Annotated in this window: 19 protein-coding genes, 1 tRNA gene and 1 riboswitch; of the genes, 5 read left to right on the forward strand and 15 right to left on the reverse strand. The window is 71.9% G+C overall.

All coding sequences use genetic code 11. The features are described 5' to 3' along the window. The first annotated feature begins 20 nt into the window (after nucleotides 1-20). A complete protein-coding gene (locus ACZ3OF_RS15610; protein WP_361670654.1) occupies nucleotides 21-1,337 on the forward strand; it encodes a PrsW family intramembrane metalloprotease in 1,317 nt (438 codons plus the stop codon). Here ACZ3OF_RS15610 and ACZ3OF_RS15615 read toward each other — a convergent pair. From ACZ3OF_RS15615 to ACZ3OF_RS15640, 6 genes are all read right to left on the reverse strand, one after another. Then, a complete protein-coding gene (locus ACZ3OF_RS15615) occupies nucleotides 1,334-2,305 on the reverse strand; it encodes an aldo/keto reductase (protein ID WP_361670652.1) in 972 nt (323 codons plus the stop codon). The two genes, ACZ3OF_RS15610 and ACZ3OF_RS15615, sit on opposite strands and share 4 nt — an antisense overlap. 124 nt (nucleotides 2,306-2,429) lie before the next feature. After that, nucleotides 2,430-3,515 (reverse strand): M23 family metallopeptidase, encoded by a 1,086-nt coding sequence (locus ACZ3OF_RS15620; RefSeq protein WP_361670650.1) that lies wholly within the window; start codon nucleotides 3,513-3,515, stop codon nucleotides 2,430-2,432. Between the two features lie 11 nt (nucleotides 3,516-3,526). Next, a riboswitch (cyclic di-AMP (ydaO/yuaA leader) is annotated at nucleotides 3,527-3,674 on the reverse strand. 212 nt (nucleotides 3,675-3,886) lie between these two features. Further along, the gene (locus ACZ3OF_RS15625) at nucleotides 3,887-4,966 is read right to left on the reverse strand and encodes a PP2C family protein-serine/threonine phosphatase (RefSeq protein WP_361670730.1); all 1,080 of its coding nucleotides are present in this window, start codon (nucleotides 4,964-4,966) and stop codon (nucleotides 3,887-3,889) included. 260 nt (nucleotides 4,967-5,226) lie between these two features. Then, nucleotides 5,227-5,967 carry a MerR family transcriptional regulator gene (locus ACZ3OF_RS15630; RefSeq protein WP_467305007.1) on the reverse strand — a complete coding sequence of 247 codons (741 nt, stop codon included), beginning with the start codon at nucleotides 5,965-5,967 and terminating at the stop codon, nucleotides 5,227-5,229. Nucleotides 5,968-6,081: 114 nt separating this feature from the next. Continuing rightward, a tRNA-Met gene (locus tag ACZ3OF_RS15635) sits at nucleotides 6,082-6,155 on the reverse strand. Between the two features lie 62 nt (nucleotides 6,156-6,217). Next, complete coding sequence (locus tag ACZ3OF_RS15640) at nucleotides 6,218-6,697, reverse strand: rhodanese-like domain-containing protein (protein ID WP_361670646.1); 480 nt, start codon at nucleotides 6,695-6,697, stop codon at nucleotides 6,218-6,220. A gap of 199 nt (nucleotides 6,698-6,896) precedes the next feature. On the opposite strand from ACZ3OF_RS15640, the gene sigJ reads away from it, so the two are divergent. Together sigJ and ACZ3OF_RS15650 are read left to right on the forward strand one after the other, a co-directional pair. Beyond that, nucleotides 6,897-7,787 (forward strand): RNA polymerase sigma factor SigJ, encoded by an 891-nt coding sequence (sigJ, locus tag ACZ3OF_RS15645; RefSeq protein WP_361670644.1) that lies wholly within the window; start codon nucleotides 6,897-6,899, stop codon nucleotides 7,785-7,787. Between the two features lie 147 nt (nucleotides 7,788-7,934). Next, complete coding sequence (locus ACZ3OF_RS15650; protein WP_361670642.1) at nucleotides 7,935-8,606, forward strand: 4'-phosphopantetheinyl transferase family protein; 672 nt, start codon at nucleotides 7,935-7,937, stop codon at nucleotides 8,604-8,606. A gap of 63 nt (nucleotides 8,607-8,669) precedes the next feature. On the opposite strand, the gene ACZ3OF_RS15655 is transcribed toward ACZ3OF_RS15650, so the two are convergent. The 9 genes from ACZ3OF_RS15655 to ACZ3OF_RS15695 form a co-directional block, all read right to left on the reverse strand. Further along, nucleotides 8,670-9,956, reverse strand: coding sequence for an MFS transporter (locus ACZ3OF_RS15655; RefSeq protein WP_467305010.1), 1,287 nt, complete (start codon nucleotides 9,954-9,956; stop codon nucleotides 8,670-8,672). A 106-nt stretch (nucleotides 9,957-10,062) separates the two neighbouring features. Continuing rightward, nucleotides 10,063-11,118 (reverse strand): polysaccharide deacetylase family protein, encoded by a 1,056-nt coding sequence (locus ACZ3OF_RS15660; RefSeq protein WP_361670635.1) that lies wholly within the window; start codon nucleotides 11,116-11,118, stop codon nucleotides 10,063-10,065. Further along, nucleotides 11,115-12,491, reverse strand: coding sequence for a condensation domain-containing protein (locus ACZ3OF_RS15665; RefSeq protein WP_361670632.1), 1,377 nt, complete (start codon nucleotides 12,489-12,491; stop codon nucleotides 11,115-11,117). Before ACZ3OF_RS15665 ends, ACZ3OF_RS15660 begins: the two co-directional genes overlap by 4 nt. A 142-nt stretch (nucleotides 12,492-12,633) precedes the next feature. Next, on the reverse strand, nucleotides 12,634-13,773 hold the full coding sequence (locus ACZ3OF_RS15670; protein ID WP_361670630.1) for an acyl-CoA dehydrogenase family protein: 1,140 nt from the start codon (nucleotides 13,771-13,773) through the stop codon (nucleotides 12,634-12,636). Nucleotides 13,774-13,854: 81 nt separating this feature from the next. Then, the gene (locus ACZ3OF_RS15675; protein WP_361670627.1) at nucleotides 13,855-14,604 is read right to left on the reverse strand and encodes a class II aldolase/adducin family protein; all 750 of its coding nucleotides are present in this window, start codon (nucleotides 14,602-14,604) and stop codon (nucleotides 13,855-13,857) included. Next, complete coding sequence (locus ACZ3OF_RS15680; protein WP_467305014.1) at nucleotides 14,601-15,317, reverse strand: dihydrodipicolinate reductase C-terminal domain-containing protein; 717 nt, start codon at nucleotides 15,315-15,317, stop codon at nucleotides 14,601-14,603. The genes ACZ3OF_RS15675 and ACZ3OF_RS15680 overlap by 4 nt, the downstream gene beginning before the upstream one ends. Further along, nucleotides 15,310-15,573, reverse strand: a complete 264-nt coding sequence (locus ACZ3OF_RS15685; protein ID WP_352189709.1) for a phosphopantetheine-binding protein — start codon at nucleotides 15,571-15,573, stop codon at nucleotides 15,310-15,312. Before ACZ3OF_RS15685 ends, ACZ3OF_RS15680 begins: the two co-directional genes overlap by 8 nt. Nucleotides 15,574-15,600: 27 nt before the next feature. Then, complete coding sequence (locus tag ACZ3OF_RS15690) at nucleotides 15,601-17,040, reverse strand: class I adenylate-forming enzyme family protein (protein WP_467305016.1); 1,440 nt, start codon at nucleotides 17,038-17,040, stop codon at nucleotides 15,601-15,603. A 5-nt stretch (nucleotides 17,041-17,045) separates the two neighbouring features. Further along, nucleotides 17,046-18,449: a nitroreductase family protein gene (locus ACZ3OF_RS15695; RefSeq protein ID WP_467305018.1), complete on the reverse strand. Its 1,404-nt coding sequence runs from the start codon at nucleotides 18,447-18,449 to the stop codon at nucleotides 17,046-17,048. Between the two features lie 423 nt (nucleotides 18,450-18,872). Between ACZ3OF_RS15695 and ACZ3OF_RS15700 the strand changes: the two genes are divergently transcribed. Beyond that, nucleotides 18,873-19,394, forward strand: a complete 522-nt coding sequence (locus tag ACZ3OF_RS15700; protein WP_361670618.1) for a hypothetical protein — start codon at nucleotides 18,873-18,875, stop codon at nucleotides 19,392-19,394. Next, nucleotides 19,387-19,530, forward strand: a complete 144-nt coding sequence (locus tag ACZ3OF_RS15705) for a hypothetical protein (RefSeq protein WP_361670615.1) — start codon at nucleotides 19,387-19,389, stop codon at nucleotides 19,528-19,530. Before ACZ3OF_RS15700 ends, ACZ3OF_RS15705 begins: the two co-directional genes overlap by 8 nt. Nucleotides 19,531-19,535: the final 5 nt, after the last annotated feature.

Below are 19,535 nucleotides of genomic sequence, written 5' to 3' on the forward strand. Positions count from 1 at the left end.
CGCTCGTTAGGGTCGCTCACGTGTCGAACCGCGTCCCCGTCCCCACTCGGGACACCGAAGAGCCGGACTTTGCGGCCGTCCCGGACCGCGCCCAGTGGCGCTACAGGCCTCGTCGCGCCTTCTGGCGCAGCAGGGTGGTCCGGGCCGTCGCCGTGATCACCGTGCTCGCGATCTGCGCGCTGGTGATCCTGGCGATCGTGCGGGAGCAGACCGGGACGGAGGGCTTCCTCGTCGGGCTCGCGCTGGCCGTCCTGCCCGTGCCGCTGCTGCTGGCCGCGTTCCGCTGGCTGGACCGGGTCGAACCGGGCCCCTGGCGCAATCTGATCTTCGCCTTCGTCTGGGGCGCCTTCGCCGCCACGCTCGTCGCGATCCTCGCCAACTCCTTCGCGGTCCGCTGGATCGCGACCGCCACCGCCGACCCCGCCTCCGCCGAGTCCCTCGGTGCCACGGTCGTCGCACCGGTCGTGGAGGAGAGCGCCAAGGCCGCGGCGATCCTGCTGATCTTCCTCTTCCGCAGACGGCACTTCACCGGCCTCGTCGACGGCGTCGTGGTCGCCGGCTTCACCGCCACCGGCTTCGCGTTCACCGAGAACATCCTCTATCTCGGCAACGCCTTCGGCGAGGACCAGGACGTCGGCTCCGGCGGCCTCGGCGCCATGACCGCGGGCACGTTCTTCGTACGGGTCGTGATGTCGCCGTTCGCGCATCCGCTCTTCACCGTCTTCACCGGCCTCGGCTTCGCCTTCGCCGCCCTCGCCTCCTCCCGCCGCACGTTCCTGCGACTGCGCCGGACGCTGCTGCCGCTGGCCGGGCTGCTCCTCGCCATGGGCATGCACGCCCTGTGGAACGGCTCGGCGACGATCCTCGGGCCGCTGGGCTTCATCCTGGTCTACGGCATGTTCATGGTGCCCACGCTCGCCCTGCTCACCTGGCTCGCGATATGGAGCAGACAGCGCGAACTGCGCACGATATCCGGGCAGCTCCCGGCGTACGCGGCGGCCGGCTGGCTCTCGCCCGCGGAGCCGCTCGCGCTCTCCTCGATGCGGGCCCGCTCCGTGGCCCGTGACTTCGCCCGCCGTACGTACGGCAAGCCGGCCGCCGCCGCGGTCGGGGAGTACGAGGCGTTCGCGACGACCCTCGCGTTCCTGCGCCATCGCGCGCAGCGCGGCGCGGCGGGACCGGAGTTCACCGCGCGCGAGCAGGAACTGCTCCACCACCTCTGGCAGCGCAAGGCGGTCGCGTCGCCCGCCCTGACGTACGCGGCGCGGGCGACGGGCCGGGTGTGGGCGCCGCCGCAGTACCTCGACTACGGCGGCTACAACCCGTACCGCAGCTAGGCGCCCCTCCCGGCAGGCTCCTGAGCGGCGGAGGCCTCCGTCAGGAGCGCCAGTTCGGCGTCGGTCAGTCGCAGGTCCGCGACCGCGACCAGGGCCGGGAGCTGCTCGACCGTACGGGCCGAGGCGATCGGCGCGGCGACGGTCGGCCGGGACGCGAGCCACGCCAGGGCGACGGTGGCGACCTCCGCGCCGTGCGCCTCGGCCACGGTGTCCAGCGCGGCCAGGATCCGCCGGCCCCGCTCGGTCTCGGCGTGCGCGGCGGCGCCCTCGGCGCGGACGCTGTCGACGGTCTTCCCCGGGCGGTACTTGCCCGTGAGGAAGCCGGACGCCAGCGCGAAGTACGGAACGGCCGCGAGCCCGGCCCGCTCGGTGGTGGCCATCAGCTCGCCCTCGTACGTGTCGCGCGAGAGCAGGTTGTAGTGCGGCTGCAGGGCGACGTAGCGGGCGAGCCCCTCGGCCTCGGCGAAGTCGAGGGAGGCCTGGAGCCGCTCGGGGGCGATGTTGGAGGCGGCGACGGCCCGCACCTTGCCGTCCCTCACCAGCTGGTCGAGCGCGGTGACGATCTCCTCGACCGGGACGGAGGTGTCGTCGAAGTGCGTGTAGTACAGGTCGATGTAGTCCGTGCCGAGCCTGCGCAGCGACTCCTCCGCCGCGGCCTTGATGGTGGTCGCGGAGAGGCCCTTGTACTGGGGGTGGGCGCCGCCCTTGGTGGCGAGGACGATGTCGGAGCGGTTGCCGCGGGTGGCCAGCCACTTGCCGATGAGCGTCTCGGACTCGCCGCCCTGGTTGCCCTCGGCCCAGTGGGAGTACATGTCGGCGGTGTCGACGAAGTTGCCGCCGGCGGCGGTGTAGGCGTCGAGGACGGCGAGGGACTGCGCCTGGTCGGCGGACCAGCCGAAGACGTTGCCGCCCAGCGCCAGGGGGAAGACGTGCAGGTCGGAGCTGCCCAGCGGGCGAAGAGAGGTCATGCGAGGCTCGAACACCCACCGCCGTACGGGTATTCCGACAGCCCTGGCGTCGGGGGGACGCCGCCAGGACTGCCGAAGCCGTGGGAACGAGCGCGTGGAGCCTTCGCGTGTCCGGCGCGTGGGGTCAGACCGAGATGCCCTTGCCCGCCAGCCAGGCCGCCGGGTCGACGCCCGCGCCGCCCGGGGTGTGGACCTCCAGGTGCAGGTGCGGCCCGGTCACGTTGCCGGTCGCGCCCACGCGGCCGATGGTGTCACCGGTGCCCACGGACTGGCCGACGCTCGCCGTCATCGAGGACAGGTGTGCGTACCAGACCTCCGTACCGTCCTCCAGCTCCAGGACGATCCGGTAGCCGTACGAGCCGGACCAGCCCGCCGACTTGATCGTGCCGCCGTGCACGGCCTTGACCGGGGTGCCGGTGGGCGCCGCGAAGTCGAGGCCGGTGTGCTGCCCGGAGGACCACATGGAGCCGGACTGGCCGTACGTGGAGGTGAGGGTGTACGAGGACGTGGGCAGCGAGTAGCTCGCGGCGAGCTTCGCGAGGCGCTCGGCCTCGGCCTTCGCCGCGGCGGCCTCCTCGGCCTTCCGCTTCTCCTCGGCCGCGGCCTTCTCCGCCGCGTCCGCCTTCGCCGCAGCCTCGGCCGCCGCCTTCTCGGCGGCCGCCTTCTCCGCCGCGGCCTTCTGGTCGGCGTCGGCGGAGGCCTGCTGCTGCTCGGCCTGCTGCATGATGCGGGCGCGCAGCGCCTCACCGGCGTCCGCCGTCGAGGCGGCCGGGGAGCCCTCGGCCTTCTGGGTGCTGTCGGCCGGGAGCGCCAGGGTGGCCGTGAGCGGCTGCGGGTTGTTCGTCCCGGAGTCCGTACCGTCCTCGCCGGAGATCAGCTCGCCGACACCGGGCAGCTCGGAGGCGTCCGGCAGGTTGAGGTCGGGGAGGGATATCGAGACGGGGGGCTTGTCCTTGGCGGTCGCCATGCCGCCCGCGCCGACGGCCGCGATGACACCGACACCGAGGACGGTGGAGGAGCGGGCGAATCCGGAGCGCTGCTTCACGACACGGTGACGGCCGCCCGAACGGGCCTGCTGGCGAAGGGAGTCCTCGGTGGGGTTCCACTCCCCCCACGTCGCGGCGTCGTCGTCCGTCCCGGCGGCGCCCGGGGCGCCGAACGCGTTGAACCCGTCAGAAAGACCCTCGGGAGCAGGGGTGTTGGACGCCACGGAGGCGTACTCCTTTCCTTCCTTCTCGCCTACCGGGTTAGCTGACGGGTTCGGAGCAGGAAGGTCTCCTACGGGCGGTGTCGCACGAGTGCGACGGTGCCCGATTCACCCCAAGTAGTGGTTCCCCGGTTCCCTTTCGAGATTCGGCGCGTGCGCACGGTGCCGTCTCTTACGACGGCTGGGACGACCGCGCTGCGTTATCGAACGTTAATAGACACGAGGGCCGGATTCCAAGCTGTTCCGCTTGATCATTAACGAGATTGAACTGGTACAGCCCGATTTGATCCCGCTTCAGTACGGACCTTTGCCGAGCCCCCTGAACTGATGGTGCGTCAATTGTTATCTCAGCGGTACCTCTCCACTACGGATGGTCACGGCACCACGGGCATCGTCCTGCGCCGCTCCGGCTGCCCGACCGCAGGCCGGCTCACCGCGAGCAGCGCCATGTCGTCCGTGGAGCCTCCGCCCGTGTACCGGCGGACGTCGTCGACCAGCGCGTCGAGCAGCTCCTCTGGCCCCGGGAAGATCCGCCCGGCGAGCCGCTCGGCCGGATCGTAGAAGGCCCCCGAGGCGTCGCGCGCCTCGGAGAGCCCGTCGGTGTAGAGGAGCAGCGTGGCGCCCGGGGGGTACGGAACCTCGTCGGCCCGGTCCGGCCAGGCGGCCAGCTCCCCCATGCCGAGCGGCAGGGCGGGCTCGGTCGGTTCGAGGTGGGCGAGGCCCCCGTCCGCGTACAGCAGCAGCGGCTCGGGGTGGCCGCGGTTCACCACCCGTACGTGCCCGTCCCCGCGCGGGATCTCGGCCAGGACGGCGGTGGTGAACCCCTCGATGGCGTCGAGGCTGGAGCGGCGCGTGCCCTCCCGGGCCAGGGCCCGCTCCAGCCGCTGCGCGACGCCCTCGAGCGTCGCCTCCTGTTCGGCCGCCTCCCGGAAGGCGCCGATCACGATGGCGACCGCCTCGACCGCGTCGAGCCCCTTGCCCCGGACGTCGCCGACCACGAGCCGTACCCCGTACGGCGTGTCCTGGACGGCGAACAGGTCACCGCCGATGAACGCGTCCGCCTGCGCGGCCTCGTAGCGGGCGGCGACGTGCAGCCCGCCGATCCGCTCGGCGGGCGTCGGCAGGACGGCCTTCTGCGCGGTCTCCGCGATCACGCGCGCCGAGGCGAGCCGCTCCCCGCTGCGCAGTACGACCCGGTTGACCAGCAGGGCGAGGGCGGAGACCGTGATGACGGTCAACGTCTCCGTGAGGGACGGGACTTCGCTGGAGGTGCCGTTGTAGAGGTGCAGCCCGACGCCGGCGAGGATCGCGGCGATGCCCGTGAGCAGCGTCGTCAGCATGGAGAAGAACGGGGCGGCGAGGAGCGGCGCGGCCGAGAACATCGGGGCGGCCGTGTACGCGGGCGGGGTGGAGAGGTCGAAGACGACCCCGCCGAGGATCACCAGCGGGGGCAGGGCGCGGAGGAACCGGCGGGTCCGCTCGGCACGCGCCCGAGGGCTCCCGTTCCCGTTCCCGCTGTTCCCGTCAGCGCTGCTCCCGTTCCCGTTTCCCTTCCCGTTCCCGCTCCCCTGCCCCACCTGTGCTCTCCTGCCCGGTCCGTACACGGCGACGGACCGTACCGCGCCCACCCCAGGGTGCCGGGCGCCGCGCCGCGCGGCGACCTTCGCTCGGCCAAGTGGGTTACCTCAGCAGGGCAGACCCCGGGGCCGGCCGCTCACAGGTTGCGCTCCGCGTAGACGGCCATCGCGTCCCGGACGAGAAGGACGGTGCCCTCGCCGTGCTGGTCGTAGTTCTGACCGAAGCGCGGGTCGTCGACGTACATCTGGCCGAGGCCGATCACGTACTCCTTCGTCGGCGTCGTGGTGGTCGACAGCCATGCGACGTGGCGACGCGCGATCGCCTGGACCTCGTCGCTGTCGGCGGCGAGGCCGTCCCGTGCCGCCTGCCCGAAGTCACGGGCGATGCCGGCCTGCTCGTCCATGAACGCCTGCTTCTCCTGGGCGCTGAGCGAGCGCCACCAGCGGTCGCCCTTCTCGTACGCGTCGCGGCCCCAGCGCTCGGTGACCTCCTCCTCGTACTGCGTGTGATCGAATCCGTCGAACACTTCTTCCGCCATGAGTTCTTCTCCGTTCTCCGTCTTGTGGAGAGTGGTCCGCACCGCCTCGATCTGCCGCCCGATCCGCTCCCGCTCCTGTTCGAGGAGCAGCAGATGGGTGCGCAGGGCGGCCGGCGTGTCCCGCTGACCCTCCAGGACCTCGGCGATGGCGGGCAGGGAGAGCCCGAGCTCGCGCAGCAGCAGGATGCGTTGCAGCCGCACGAGCGCCGCCTGGTCGTAGTACCGGTAACCGTTGGCGCCGATCCGGCTCGGCTCCAGCAGTCCGCGCTCTCCGTAGTGCCGGAGAGTGCGGCTGGTGGTGCCGGCCTTCTTGGCGATCTCCTGGATCGACCACTCCATGAGGAAAACGCTAAATCTTGACGTTGCGTAAAGGTCAAGCCCGACGGCCCGGACCCCCGGACACGACGAAGGCCCGGATCCAGTGACTGGATCCGGGCCTTCGTTGCTACTGAGTAGCGGGGACAGGATTTGAACCTGCGACCTCTGGGTTATGAGCCCAGCGAGCTACCGAGCTGCTCCACCCCGCGTCGGTGAATATGACCTTACGGCATGGTGAGCCGATCCCCTAATCGGTTTTCCCGCGGCGTTCTCAGCAGCCGCAGTCCTCGGCGTCGACCGGCGCCGTGAGCGGGTCCGCCTCCTTCTTCCCGGGGCCCTCCCACGTCTCGTACGGGAAGCCCTCGCGGACCCAGTACTCGAAGCCGCCGAGCATCTCCTTCACCTGGTAGCCCAGCTGCGCCAGGGCGAGCGCGGCGCGCGTGGCGCCGTTGCAGCCCGGGCCCCAGCAGTACGTGACCACGGGCACGGCCTTGTCGAGCAGCTGCTCGGCCTGCTCGGCGATGAGCGCGGTCGGCAGGTGGACCGCGCCGGGGACATGGCCCTGGTCCCAGGACGCGGTGGAGCGGGAGTCCAGGACCACGAAGCCGGGGTCGCCGTCGGTGGCGAGGGCGCCCGCGACATCGGAGACGTCGGCGTGGAAGGCGAGGCTGGCGGAGAAGTACGCGGCCGCGGCCTCGGGAGAGGCGGGCGGGGTGCGAAGTACAGCGTTGACCTGCGCGGTTGTCGTCATGCATGAAAATCTACGGTCGAAGATCACGGCGCTGAAGTGGCAATCCCCGGCAGTGCGGCCCATCGGCCGGGGATTTCCGGGCGTTCTGCGGGGGACGACAGGGGATCTCACGCAGCGGAGGGTTCGGGGGTGCGAACCCGTCACGTTTCGCCGGCGCCGTCCGTCATCTCGATGACGGTCATCAACGAGGGAGACACCGATGGACGAGAAGGACCTCCTGGCCGAGCGCTTCCAGGCCGACCGCACGCATCTGAAGGCGGTCGCGTACCGGATGCTGGGGTCCCTGAGCGAGGCCGAGGACGCCGTCCAGGAAGCGTGGATCAAGCTCAGCCGCTCCGACATCAGCGATGTGCAGAACCTCAGCGGCTGGCTGACGACGGTCGTCGGACGGGTCTGCCTCGACATGCTGCGCTCGCGCGTCTCCCGCCGGGAGGACCCGCTGGAGTACTTCATCCCCGATCCGCTGGTCCGGGGCGCGGAGGGCACCACCCGCGACCCCGAGGAGGAGGCGCTGCTCACCGACTCGGTGGGGCTCGCACTGCTCGTGGTCCTGGAGACGCTGGGTCCGGCCGAGCGGCTCGCCTTCGTCCTGCACGACATGTTCGCCGTCTCCTTCGACGAGATCGCCCCGATCGTGGACCGCACCCCGGCCGCGACCCGCCAGCTCGCGAGCCGCGCCCGCCGCCGCGTCCAGGGCGCCGCCCCGTCCCCGGCGCCCGACATCGCCCGGCAGCGCCAGGTCGTCGACGCCTTCATGGCCGCCTCGCACGGCGGCGACTTCGAGGGGCTGCTCGCGGTCCTCGACCCGGACGTGGTCCTGCGGGTGGACGGCGGCAAGGCGCTCGCGGCGGCCTCCGGCCTCGTCCGTGGCGCCGAGGCGGTCGTCAACCAGGCGCTCCTGTACGCCCGCTTCCGGCGCGAGTACCGGAAGGTGCTGGTCAACGGCGCCCCGGGCATCGTCTCGTACGTGGACGGCCGACTGTTCGGGCTCATGGCCTTCACGGTCGTGGACGAGCGCATCGTGCAGATCCAGATCATCGCGGACCCGGAGCGGATGGCGGAGCTGGGAGTGCCGGGCCTGGAGGACTGAGGGGAGCGCGGGCACCGGCCCCCCGGTCAGCTCGCGGGTGGCGCGTCACGACGGTGAGGGAGGAGGAACCGCGAACTCCCGAGCCGTCTGGGGCACGTCACCCGTTCCGGTCTGCTCGGGCCGCCCGGAGCGCCCTACGCTGGGCGCATGATCGCTGATCTCATGCCGGAAGGAGTCGCCGTCGCCGAGTCCTTCGGCGATCCTCCGGACGCCCGGCTCTTTCCGGGAGAGGAAGCGGCGGTACGCAACGCCGTCGACGAACGCCGTCGCGAGTACACCACCGTTCGGCACCTGGCCCGGCGCGCCATGGTCGATCTGGGGCTGCCGGCCGTCGCCGTACTGTCCGGTGACCGGCACGAGCCGCTGTGGCCCTCGGGGGTGGTGGGCAGCATGACCCATTGCCTGGGATACCGGGCCGCCGCGCTCACCCTCGACGATCGCCACGCCTCGATCGGCATCGACGCCGAGCGGCACGCCCCGCTTCCGCGAGGCGTGCTCACCAAGATCGCCTCCCCTGCCGAGGTGCCGCACCTCGCGGCACTCGGCGCCGGGCACCCCGAAGTGCACTGGGAGACGCTGCTCTTCAGCGCCAAGGAGGCCGTCTACAAGGCGTGGTACCCCCTGGCGGGCGGCTCGCTCGGCTTCCAGGAGACGGAACTGGACTTCGATCCCGGATCCGACGTGTTCACCGCCGTACTGCGCCGGACCGGCCCGGTGGTGGCCGGGCGTCCGCTCTCCCGGATGACCGGACGCTGGTACGTCCACGACGGCCTGATCTTCTCGGCCGTGACCGTCGACCGGGCCGCCGCCCGGGCCTAGGGGTGCCATCGACCGGGCCGCCTTCCGGGCCGCCCCGCTCAGGCACGCCCTCCAAGGGGCCGCTCAGGCGCGGTTCGGGACCCGGCCCAGCGTGCGGATGGGCTGGGTCGACAGGAGGGCGACGGCGGTGAGGAGAGCGACCACGACACCCACCAGGAGCACCTTGTCCGTACCGAACGCGGCGACCGCCGGACCCGCCAGCGCGCTGCCGATGGGGAACATGCCGACGGAGCCCGCGACCTCGTAGGCGTGGACGCGGTTGAGCACCTCACCCGGCACCTGGGTCTGCACGCTGGTGGCCCACATGACGCCCCAGAACGTGATGCCGACGCCGACCACCACCTGGGCGACGGCGAGCAGCCAGACCGGCCAGTCGAGGACGATGCCGAGCGGGTAGAGCGGGAAGGCCAGCAGCGCCACGGCCCCGGCGGCGAGCGGCCGTTCGGGCTTGTAGCGGATCGCCAGCAGACCACCGGCCACGGTGCCCGCGCCGAAGGCGCAGTTGAGCAGGCCGAAGGCGGTGGCGCCGTGCGCGGGCACGATCACGCCGGCGGCGAGCGTCAGCTGCGGGCCCCAGGAGAGCATCGCGAAGAACATCCAGATCACGATCACGCCCCAGAGCCAGCTGCGGGAGCGGAACTCGTGCCAGCCGACCACCAGGTTGCGCCCGAGGCTCTCGCCGGCCGGCGGGGCGGGCACCATCCCGAGCCGGAGCGCGAGCAGGCACACCGCGCTGGTCCCGTACGCAACGGCGGAGATCACCATCACCCAGCCGGTGGCGCCGACGCCGACGAGCACACCGGCCAGCGCCGGGCCGCCCAGCGCGGTGAACGCCTCGGATATGCGCAGCACCCCGTTGGCGCCCTGCACGTCCCGGGCCACCAGCGGGACGGTCGAGGAGGCGCCCGGCTGGAACATCGCGTTGGCGGTGCCGACCACCATCAGCACCCCGTACAGGTGCCAGAGGTGGTCGATGCCCTGGATGAAGAGGAAGGCGAGCAGGACATGGGCGGTGAGGTTGGCCAGGTCGGCCACGATCATCATCCGGCGGGCGGTGAACCGGTCGGCGAGCACCCCGCCGAACAGCACGAGCCCGGCGAACGGGCCCACCAGGAAGGCCATCGCGTACCCGGCGGTGCTCAGGCCGTACCCGGCGCTGAGCAGCCCGGCCGAGACCGCGACGGGCAGCATGGCCCAGCCGAGCAGGCCCGCGCTGCGGGCGGTGAAGTAGTACTGGAAGTTACGGGTCCAGATCGCCGGTTCTCCGGCCGCCGACGACGCCTCGGCGGGCCGGTCCTTGATCTGCGAGGGAGGCCCCGCCGCAGAGGGGTCTGCCGAGTGATCGTTCATGTCTCTTCACTACTCCAGCGTGAGGGTGAGCTTGATGGTCGAGCGGGGCGCGGCACAGAGGGGCGGTAGGGGGGGCGGATCACGGCGGGGGCGATCGGGGCGAAGTTCAGCGGCTCGGCTCGGCCTGGACGGTCGCCGGGCGCAGCTCTCCCACCGTGACCAGCTCCAGGTCGCGCGCGAGCAGGCCCTCGATGATCGAGGGAAGGGCCCGCACGGTCTGGCCGCGATCGCCCGCGCCCTCGTGCATCAGCACCACCGAGCCGGGCCCGGCGGCCCCCAGCACGGTCTCGGCGATCCGCTCCGGGCCCGGCCTGGACCAGTCGCGGGAGTCCACGTCCCACATCGTCATGGTGGTGGGATGGTCCGCCAGGGCGGCCAGCACCTCCGGGGTCAGCGCGCCGTACGGCGGCCGGAACAGCGTCGGGGCCTCACCGGTCAGCCGCGCCACCGCTTCCGTCGTCCGGTCGATCTGCTCCCGCAGCTGATCCGGTGTCAGGTCGGGCAGGAAGGGATGCGACCAGGAGTGGTTGCCGAGCTCGTGGCCGGCCGCGGCGATCCGGCGCACCTCGTCGGGGAGCGCCGCGACATGGTGACCGACGCAGAAGAACGTGGCCCGCACACCGTAGCGGTCCAGGATCTCCAGGATCCGGCGGGTGTGCACGGGATCGGGGCCGTCGTCGAAGGTGAGCGCGACCTGCGGCGTGTCCCTTCGGCCGTGCTCGATGCAGCGTCCCGCCGCCGTCAGCGCGGCCTGGATCGGCTCGCTGCGCCGTACGCCGTCGAAGTACTCGTCGGCGCGGCCGGTCAGGCTGCCCCCTTCGGCGGTCACCCGGGCCAGCGCGCCGGGCTCGCTCCGTGCCTGCTCCGCAAGGCGGGCGGCCGGGACCGAACCGAACTCCGGCCGGTCCGGCAGCAGCCAGGGGTCGGCCCGGTAGACCTCCAGACCGGCCGCCGTCATCGGCCCGTCGAGCAGGCCGTTGGTGCTGTCGAACACCGCGGCCAGCGGCTGCTCCTCGCCCAGCTCCCGGAGCCGGGCCACGAGTTCGGCCACCTGCGCGGCGCCCCAGCTGCTCGGCTCCGTCACCCGGTGCCCGGCGGTGTCGAGGACCTCGACCTGGTAGCCCGCGCCGGTCCAGGCGATTCCCGCGTATCGCTTGCTCATTCGTCCCCCTGGGCGGTCGCCTCGGCGATCACCGATTCCTCGACCCCGCGCAGGAAGCGCTCCATCCCCTCACGGGAGAGGACCGCCGGGTCCGCGGTCATGCAGAGTTCCAGGGCCCCCGGGGCGGACAGCACGTCCACCGCCACCGACACGTTCACCCGCGGCAGGAACTCCGTCGGCCAGCTGAACACGGTCCGGCCGGCCAGCTCGCTCAGCGGCGCCGCCGGCCGACCGACCGTGTCGAACGGCCCGTCGCCCGGGTCCCGGGTGTCGTTCCACCAGCACGAGTGGTCGCCCGCCTCGCCCCGCTCGACCAGGCCCGCCACCTCCCGGTCCAGCGCCCACTTGTCGTACCCCGCGTGCCGGAACGCGCTGAACGAGACGGACCGTGTCCGCCGTACCGCGTCCTCGAAGTCCTTGTCCGCGTCCGTGAGGAGGAAGACCGCCTCCTGCGCCATCGTGCTCACCGACTCGGCGGCGGCCGGCTGGAAGCGGTTGCTCACCACCACCTGGAACAGCACGTCGCTGCTCCCGGACATCCTGGCCAGCTGGTGCGAGGCCGCGCCGAGGAGCACCGCGGCATCGCTCACCCCCAGCTTCTCCGCCACCCGCTCGACGGCGACCGCCAGCGCGGGCGAGTGCAGCAGGGCGTTGGGGAACATCCGGCCCGGATCGGTCACCGCGCGCTCCGGATCCGCGGGGTCCAGGAAGATCCGGCGCGGGCCGGCGGTGAGCCGCTCGCACCAGTAGCGCCGGGCCCCCTCGTCCCGGCGACGGCCGAGCGGCGACGCCTGGACCGCCGCGGCCTCCAGGGGCTGGAGGGCGGGGCGGGCCAGGAGCAGCGCCTCGGCGGACTCCCCCGCCTCGATCAGCTCCAGGTCGCGGAGCATCCGGCCCTCGCCCCAGAGGTCCATCGCGGTGTGCGAGGCCGCGAGCACCAGCCGGTGGACCAGGCCCTCGCACTCCACCAGGCCGACCCGGAACGGCCACTCCCGCGCGTGGTCGAAGGAGCGCCCGGCCAGCTCCTCCATCAGGGCCTCACCGACCGCCGGGGCCTCCGCCCCGGAGCACGCGCGGACCTCCACCGGAAGCTCGCCGGACCCGTCCACGACCTGCTCCAGACCGTCCTCGCCGACCGGCAGGAGCCTGGTGTGCAGGCTGTCGTGCATCCGGAGCAGCTCCGTCAGGTCCGCGAGTACGCGGCCGGCGGGGCGGGGCGGGGTGAGCGGGAGGTCGAGCCGCAGGTTGTACCGGGGGGCGTCGTCGCCGAGCCGGGTGACGACACCCCAGATCGCCCGCTGCCCCCAGGTGGCCGGGCCGGTCCCGGCGCGCGCGGACTCCAGTCTGATGGTCCGCTCCTCGAGCGTGGTCATCGTGTTCCACACCTTTCCTTCGGTGGTTGCCTCGTACGAGGCCGCTGAAAGGGGCCGCTGACATCGCCCGAGCCGCTGACGTCGGCCCCGATCCGCTGACGTCGGCCCGAGCCGCTGACATCGGCCCGACCGCGACGGAGGGCTAGTCCAGGCCCTGCGAAATGACCATGCGTTGGATCTGGTTGGTGCCTTCGACGATCTGCAGCAGCTTGGCCTCGCGCATCCAGCGCTCCACCGGGTGGTCGGAGACGTAACCGGCGCCGCCGAGCACCTGCACCGCGTCGGTGGTCACCTTCATCGCCATGTCGGTGGCGAAGAGCTTGGCCTTCGCCGCCTCCAGCGAGTACGGCAGCCCGGCGTCCTTGAGGCGGGCCGCCGCCAGGGTGAGCGCGCGCGCCGCCGCGATCTGGGTGGCCATGTCGGCCAGCAGGAAGCCGACGCCCTGGAAGGAGACGATCCGCTGCCCGAACTGGCGGCGCTCCTTCGCGTACCGCACGGCGTAGTCGGCGGCGGCCTGCGCGATGCCGACCGCGCAGGCCGCGATGCCCAGGCGGCCGCAGTCCAGGGCGCCCATCGCGATCAGGAAGCCCTTGCCCTCGCGTCCGATCAGGCGTCCGGCCGGCACCCGGACGTCCTCGAAGCCGACCTGCGCGGTGGGGTTGGACCAGACGCCCAGCTTCCGCTCCGGCTCGTGCACGACCATGCCCGGCGTACCGCCCGGGACGACCAGGCAGGAGAGACCGCGGGCCCCCGGCCCGCCGGTCCGGCTGAACACGTTGTAGAAGTCCGCGTGACCGGCGTGGGTGACCCAGGCCTTGGTGCCGGTGATGCGGTACCCGTCGCCGTCCCGTACCGCCCGGGTGGTGAGCGAGGCCGCGTCCGAGCCGGCCTCCGCCTCCGACAGGCAGTACGCGCCGAGCAGTTCGCCGCTCAGCATGTCCGGCAGCAGCTCCTCGCGCTGGGCCGGAGTGCCGTACGTGGCGGTGCCGAAGCAGGCGAGGTTGTGCACGTTGACCGCCTCGGCCACCCCGAACCAGTGGTACGCGATCTCCTCCAGCGCCTGGAGGTAGACCTCGTACGGCTGCCCGCCACCGCCGTACTCCTCCGGGTACGGCAGGCTCAGCAGCCCGGCCTTGCCCAGGGTGCGCACGATCTCCCGGGGGAACTCGTGGCCCGCCTCGAACTCGGCGACCCGGGGGGCGAGCTCGGCGGCCGCGATCTCCCGGACCAGGCCGAGCAGATCGGCCGCCTCCTCCGTGGGCAGGATGCGCTGGACCTTCATCGGACGACCTCCGTGATGTGGGGTGTGGTGAGCGACGGATCTTCCACCTGTGGAGACCGTTCGGGTGGGGGGCTCGACGGGTCAGCCACGGCCCCAGTCGAGGGTCTCCGGCCAGTGCCGGCCGACCCGGCGGACCGCGTAGTCCCAGTACGAGCGGACCGAGAGGTCGGCGTAGATGAAGTCCTGCTTGGCGGCCACGTCCTGCTCGGTGGACCACGTGTACGGGACGCCGGTGCTCTCGGCGGTCAGCTGAAGACGGCAGGCCCGTTCGAGGACCTGGGCGAAGACGGAGGCGTGCCGGACGCTCTTGCCGACGATCACTCCACCGTGGTTGCGCAGCAGGACGGCCGGGTGCCCGTCGAGGTCCTTCGCGATGTGGTCACCGGTCTCGATGTCCAGGACCGTGTTGCTGGTCTCGGTGAACAGGCCGATCCGGTCGCGGAAGTAGGCACCGTCGTGCGAGATCGGGCGCATCGGCAGGTCGGTCGCACCGAACAGCAGGGTGTACGGCGCATGGCTGTGCACGATGCCGTTGACGTCCGGGCGGGCCCGGTAGATGGCCTGGTGCAGCGGCAGCTCCGGCGGCGCCAGCGGCGGCGCGGGCAGGGTGTGGTCCACCGAGCAGCGGACCACGTCCGCCGGGGCGGCCTCGTCGAAGCCGACCAGCGCGCCCTTGATGAAGAACTCGTCCCGGCCCGGTATCCGCGCGGAGATCTGGCCCTGGTTGAAGTCGTCGTGCCCGTCGAGGGACAGCATCCGGGCGCCGATCGCCACCTGAAGGACGAGCCGGCTCTCGGCCGGATTCAGCGGCCGGGGTTCATCGGTGCTCATGTCGTGTTCCTCGCTGTCAGGTCGTCGTAGACGTTCCGCATGGTGACCAGGCCGGGAGCCGCGGCGCGGGCCCAGTCGGCGGCGGCCAGGGCGCCCCGGGCCGGCACGGTCCAACTGCCGACGTGGTGCCGTACGTGCAGCGACTCGCCGTCCCAGGTGTGGGTCAACTCGTGTTCGCTGACGGGCAGTCCAGCCCGCTCGTCGGCGATGTCGGCCACCGCCCGGCCGCTCGCCCCCGCCCAGGTGTCCGCGAGCGCCAGCGCGGTGGCGCTGGGACGGTGCGCCTTGCCGAGCGGGTGCCGCTCCCGGACGGTGGTGGTCGCCCCGAACCGGCCCGTGGCGAGGCCGGCGGTGAACTCGGCGATGCGCACCTGAAGGTAGTGCGCGAAGGAGAGGTTGGTGGCCCGGACCACCGGCACCAGCTCGGCCAGCTCCTCCAGCGCCTTCCACTGGGTGTCGGTGAGGTTGGAGACGCAGGCGACGAGCGGTACGCGATGGGTGGCGCAGAAATCGAGGACGTCGGCGTGCGCCTCGGGTGCGCTGGCGTCGACGAGCACGTCGGGGACCGCCTCGGCGGCCCAGCCGCCACGGCGGGAGGCGGTGAGGGAGACCCTCGTACCGTCGGCCTCACAGACCGACCGCAGGGCCGAGCCGAGCCGCCCGAGACCGACGATCCCGATCGTGGGACAGCCGCTCACCGCCCTCTCAGGCATCGGCGCCCACCCCGCTGGCGACGACCAGGGCCGTGACGGAGTCGATGCTCTCGTAGTGCTCGATGTCGGCCTCCGGGTCCAGGTAGACACCGACCTCGTTCTCGATGCTGTCGATCAGGCGCATGTACGAGAGCGAGGAGTAGCCGACGTCGCGCAGCGAGTAGTTGGCGGCGGCGAGTTCGGCGGCGGAGACGCTGCCGTCCCCCGCGGCGACTGCGAGGTCGAGGATCTTGGTGCGGAGCGCGGTGCTGTCCATGGGGAGTTCCTGTGTCTCGAAAGGGATTCAGTTGCTCTGGGGCTCGCTGAGCAGGCGCCGCAGGCGCTCGACGGACGGCTTGCCGATCGAGTTCGCCGGGATGCGGTCCACCAGCCGGAGGATTCCGGGCACCTTGAACGAGGGCAGCGTCGCCGCGCAGTGCGTGCGCAGGGACTGCGCGGTCACGCCGGGTTCGACGGCGACCACGGCGGCCAGGGTCGGCTCGCCGTGCTGGTTCTCGGCCTCGAAGGCGACCGCGTCCAGCACCCCGTCGGCCGTGCGCAGCACGTCGGCGATCTCGATCGGGTCGATCTTGCGGCCGCCCACGTTGACCAGCCGGCTCGTCCGGCCGGTCAGGTGCAGCGCGCCGTCGAGCAGATGGCCCTGGTCGCCGGTGCGGTAGTACCCCTCGGCGTCGACGCGCTCCTCGAACACGCCGGGCGCGTTGAGGTACCGCGACCCCATCGACTCGCTCCTGACCCGGATGTTCTGCTCCTCCGCGAGCAGGCACACACCCGGCAGCGGCGCTCCGAGTCCGGTGCCCGCCCCGTCGGGGGCGTAGGTCAGCGGCCCGGTCTCGGCGACCCCGTAGTAGTTGTGGATCGGTACGCCGGTGAGCCGGGTGAACTCCTGGCGCACGGTCTCGCGCAGCGGGGCGCCGGAGGAGATCGCGGTACGGACGGCCCCGAAGCCTTCCTTCGGGGAACGCCGCACGATCGACTCGTACAGGGCCGGGAACGCCACCAGCCGGGTGGCCGCGGTGCTCTCCAGGAGCCGTACGACCCGGGAGGCGGTGGGCAGTCCGTGCGACAGGTGCAGCGAGGCGCCCGGCAGGAAGGCCGCCAGCAAGGAGGTGTTGAACGCCAGGCCGTTCGAGAGCGCGGCGAAGCACGCGATCCGGTCGTCGGCCGAGAGCCCGGTGCCCTTGACCCAGTTGGCGGCCGCCGCGGACACGGCCGCGCCGGAGAACTCGATGCAGTTGGGCCGGCCGGTCGAGCCGGACGTGAAGCGGCACACCTCGGTGTCGTCCAGCAGCGGCGGGCGGGGTGCGCCGGTCCGGCGCACCCGGCCGACCGCGAGGGCGCCGAACGCGCCGCCGTCGTCGAGGGCCTCGTCCACGACGGCGGAGACATCGGCGCCCGGGGCGTGGATCAGCAGATCGAGGCCGCAGTCCTCGGCGATCCGGGAGAGGTCGTACGGACCGAAGGCGGAGTCGGCCAGGAAGGGCACGGCCCCGGCGAACAGCGTGGCGAGGTAGCCGACCACGTAGTCGACGGAGTTGGTGGCGTACAGGCCCACCCGCAGCCGCTCGCCCGCCACGTCGTACCGGGCGAGCCGGTCGGCGGCGGTACGGGCCCGGTCGGCGAGTTCGGTGTATCCGAGCGAACCGTCGGCGTCGGTGACCGCGACGCGCTCGCCGTGGCGGGCGAGGACGTCGGTGAGGAGATCGGGAAGTACGGCGCGCATCGGGCTCACCGCTCGTTCTGGGCGTGCGCCATGGCAAGCCGGTCGAACTTGATGCCCGAGTCGTCCGGGCAGCCGAGCAGCAGGGCGTACAGGATCTCGTCGTCCTCCGGCAGCCCCGCCAGCGTGCGCCACAGCGGGGTGTCGAAGCCGCCGATGGCGGTCACGCCGACCTTCGCGCGGTTCGCGCCCAGGTAGAGCAGCTGCCCCAAGGCACCGCAGCGGAAGCCGAGTTCGCGCAGGTTCTCGGCGCCGGCGGCCGAGTCGGCCCCGGCGAGCGAGGTACGCGGCACGTGGAGGAGGAGGACGGCGGAGGCCCCGGCGAGCGCGCGCTGCTGCATGCAGGCACGGGCCACCTCGTCGGTGGAGGGCAGCCGTCCTGGCTGCCGCTCGCCGGTCCGCAGCCGGTAGACGCCGTCCTGCTCGGGGTCCGTCGTGGACCGCAGGACCAGGGTCGCGGACAGCGGCGAGGCGTCGGGGAGGTCGGTGGCCAGCGACGTAGACAGGGCCGAGACGGCCCGCCAGACGGAGTCGGCGGAGACCGGTTCGCCCGTGAACGCCTTGCTGGAGGCGCGGGTCGCGATCAGTTCCGACCATTCGGACGGCTTGCCCAAGCCGTCGGGCGCGTCGGGCAGTTGCCGGTCGGTGCGGATCCGCGTGAGTGGTGCGGGTACGGAATGGAGGCTCGGAGCGCCGGAGTGCTCGGGCCACGCGGCGACGGAGTCCCAGCAGGTGCTCTCCAGCCACGACCGCCAGGTGGAGCCGCGCAGCTCCCGGTCGGTCTCGTCGTGCACGGTCCAGCGGGTCCACGCCGCGGCGGCGTCGGCCGGGCCGGCCTCTCCCGCCGCGTCTGCCGGGCCGGCGGGTACCAGGGTCGCGGAATGGATCTCGCGGCAGTTCTCGCCCGCCTCCAGCAACTCCGAGAGGGATTCCCTCGGGAAGCGCAGCCGAAGCGCCCCCGTGGCGCCACGGCCGGCAGCGGCCAGTAAGAGGTTCCCGGCCGCGTGCCCGGCGTCGAGCTGGGTGTACAGGTACCCGCGGTCGCCGTACTTGCGCATCGAGAGCCAGGGACGGGTGAGCGTGACCACCAGCGCCCCGCCGTCCTCCGGAACGGAGAGCACGGAGGCGTCCAGCGCGGCGGTGACGCGTGCGCCGACGGCCAACCGGGCGCAGGTACGGCGGTCGGTGTCGATCCGGAAGGCGGTCGGCAGACCGTTCTCCATGGCGAGGACGGCGAACTCGTACGGGTACACCGCCCCGGCCGACGGAACCGCCCGCGCCACGTACGAACCGCAGGAGCGGTTCGCACGACTGGTCAGTACGCCTTCCTCCAGCAGCGACAGGGCAAGGCGCAGACCGGGTGCCACCACAGGCTCGGCGGCCGGCTCGGGCGCCGCGGCCGGCAGGGCCACGCGTGCCCAGAGATCATCGATGTGGCCCGAGGATTCGAACTCGGGCGCGTATGTGACGGATACGCCTTTGTGTGTGATCTGTTTTCCTTGCACGTCTGACGCAAGCCTCCTATTCCCTGACAGTCCACGGAAGAAATGCATGGCAAGGCAGCACGACCCGCAACGAATTCTTGCGAGACCAATGCATGACGAAGAAATGCAAGGGCGCACCGCACAGGGGTGCGCATCAGTCCCGCGACGGGACCCTTGCAACACTTAGAGACGTCTCTGACCAGGCACTGATGCGTTCTCGGATCGCGAGACAGGTGATGTGACCTACCGGCACCCACACTGCTGCGCCGACCGCGGCGAGCGCTTTCCCATCCGGCCCCCTGTCTCGGAATATGACACGTATCCGATGAACGCCTCGCACGACGAGAACGCATGATCGGTTACGGCCATTCCAGCCTGCCAACCGCTCGGGTATTGGTCAAGACCATTAGAAAAGCAAGGCTGTTGAATAAATCCGGACCGCCCGAGGAAAGCACTAAATCGGACACCGTCCCGTCGGTACCTCCCTGGGGTCGCCATGCCCCTGCGGGTAAGGCCCCTTATGAGCCCTGGGACTTGGACCTCGATCGGCGTGTCGGCAGCCACCGGCTTCTGCGGCGTCCGGGCGGCCCGAGCCGCACGCGGGACACCCCGGCAGAAAAACGGGAGGACTTCACCGCCATCCGCGATAACCTGCAGCATCAGATCGATGGGCTGAAGGCAGACGCTGCCGGCCGGCAGGATCGGATCAGCGGGCAGGCCACAACGATCAGCCGGCTCGTCACCGACCGCCACAGCCTCGTCGGACACATCCGCCGGGCCGGCCCGGAACCGCCGGCCCCGCGACCGATCCCCGTAAGGGCACGTCCCTTCCTCGATCACACGACGTGCAAGAACTGGAGTACGAGTGCCTGAGAAGACGCTGCCGGCGCAATCTGCCTACGGCGAGGCGGCCGCCCGCACAGACGCCTCCGGCGAGCAGCCCGTCCCGCGGTATCAGGGACTGTTCCTCGAGCCCGACCTCCCGCCGTCCGCCGACGACGAGGACTGACAAGG

It is taken from the genome of Streptomyces sp. NPDC022552, from assembly GCF_055561875.1.

What these genes read in the sequence shown, in the direction of transcription:
- ACZ3OF_RS15615 (WP_361670652.1), bottom strand. Translation starts at nt 2,305, where the DNA reads ATGACCTCTCTTCGCCCGCTGGGCAGCTCCGACCTGCACGTCTTCCCC.
- ACZ3OF_RS15630 (WP_467305007.1), bottom strand. Translation starts at nt 5,967, where the DNA reads ATGGAGTGGTCGATCCAGGAGATCGCCAAGAAGGCCGGCACCACCAGC.
- ACZ3OF_RS15640 (WP_361670646.1), bottom strand. Translation starts at nt 6,697, where the DNA reads ATGACGACAACCGCGCAGGTCAACGCTGTACTTCGCACCCCGCCCGCC.
- sigJ (WP_361670644.1), top strand. Translation starts at nt 6,897, where the DNA reads ATGGACGAGAAGGACCTCCTGGCCGAGCGCTTCCAGGCCGACCGCACG.
- ACZ3OF_RS15650 (WP_361670642.1), top strand. Translation starts at nt 7,935, where the DNA reads ATGATCGCTGATCTCATGCCGGAAGGAGTCGCCGTCGCCGAGTCCTTC.
- ACZ3OF_RS15655 (WP_467305010.1), bottom strand. Translation starts at nt 9,956, where the DNA reads ATGAACGATCACTCGGCAGACCCCTCTGCGGCGGGGCCTCCCTCGCAG.
- ACZ3OF_RS15660 (WP_361670635.1), bottom strand. Translation starts at nt 11,118, where the DNA reads ATGAGCAAGCGATACGCGGGAATCGCCTGGACCGGCGCGGGCTACCAG.
- ACZ3OF_RS15665 (WP_361670632.1), bottom strand. Translation starts at nt 12,491, where the DNA reads ATGACCACGCTCGAGGAGCGGACCATCAGACTGGAGTCCGCGCGCGCC.
- ACZ3OF_RS15670 (WP_361670630.1), bottom strand. Translation starts at nt 13,773, where the DNA reads ATGAAGGTCCAGCGCATCCTGCCCACGGAGGAGGCGGCCGATCTGCTC.
- ACZ3OF_RS15675 (WP_361670627.1), bottom strand. Translation starts at nt 14,604, where the DNA reads ATGAGCACCGATGAACCCCGGCCGCTGAATCCGGCCGAGAGCCGGCTC.
- ACZ3OF_RS15680 (WP_467305014.1), bottom strand. Translation starts at nt 15,317, where the DNA reads ATGCCTGAGAGGGCGGTGAGCGGCTGTCCCACGATCGGGATCGTCGGT.
- ACZ3OF_RS15685 (WP_352189709.1), bottom strand. Translation starts at nt 15,573, where the DNA reads ATGGACAGCACCGCGCTCCGCACCAAGATCCTCGACCTCGCAGTCGCC.
- ACZ3OF_RS15690 (WP_467305016.1), bottom strand. Translation starts at nt 17,040, where the DNA reads ATGCGCGCCGTACTTCCCGATCTCCTCACCGACGTCCTCGCCCGCCAC.
- ACZ3OF_RS15700 (WP_361670618.1), top strand. Translation starts at nt 18,873, where the DNA reads ATGATCGGTTACGGCCATTCCAGCCTGCCAACCGCTCGGGTATTGGTC.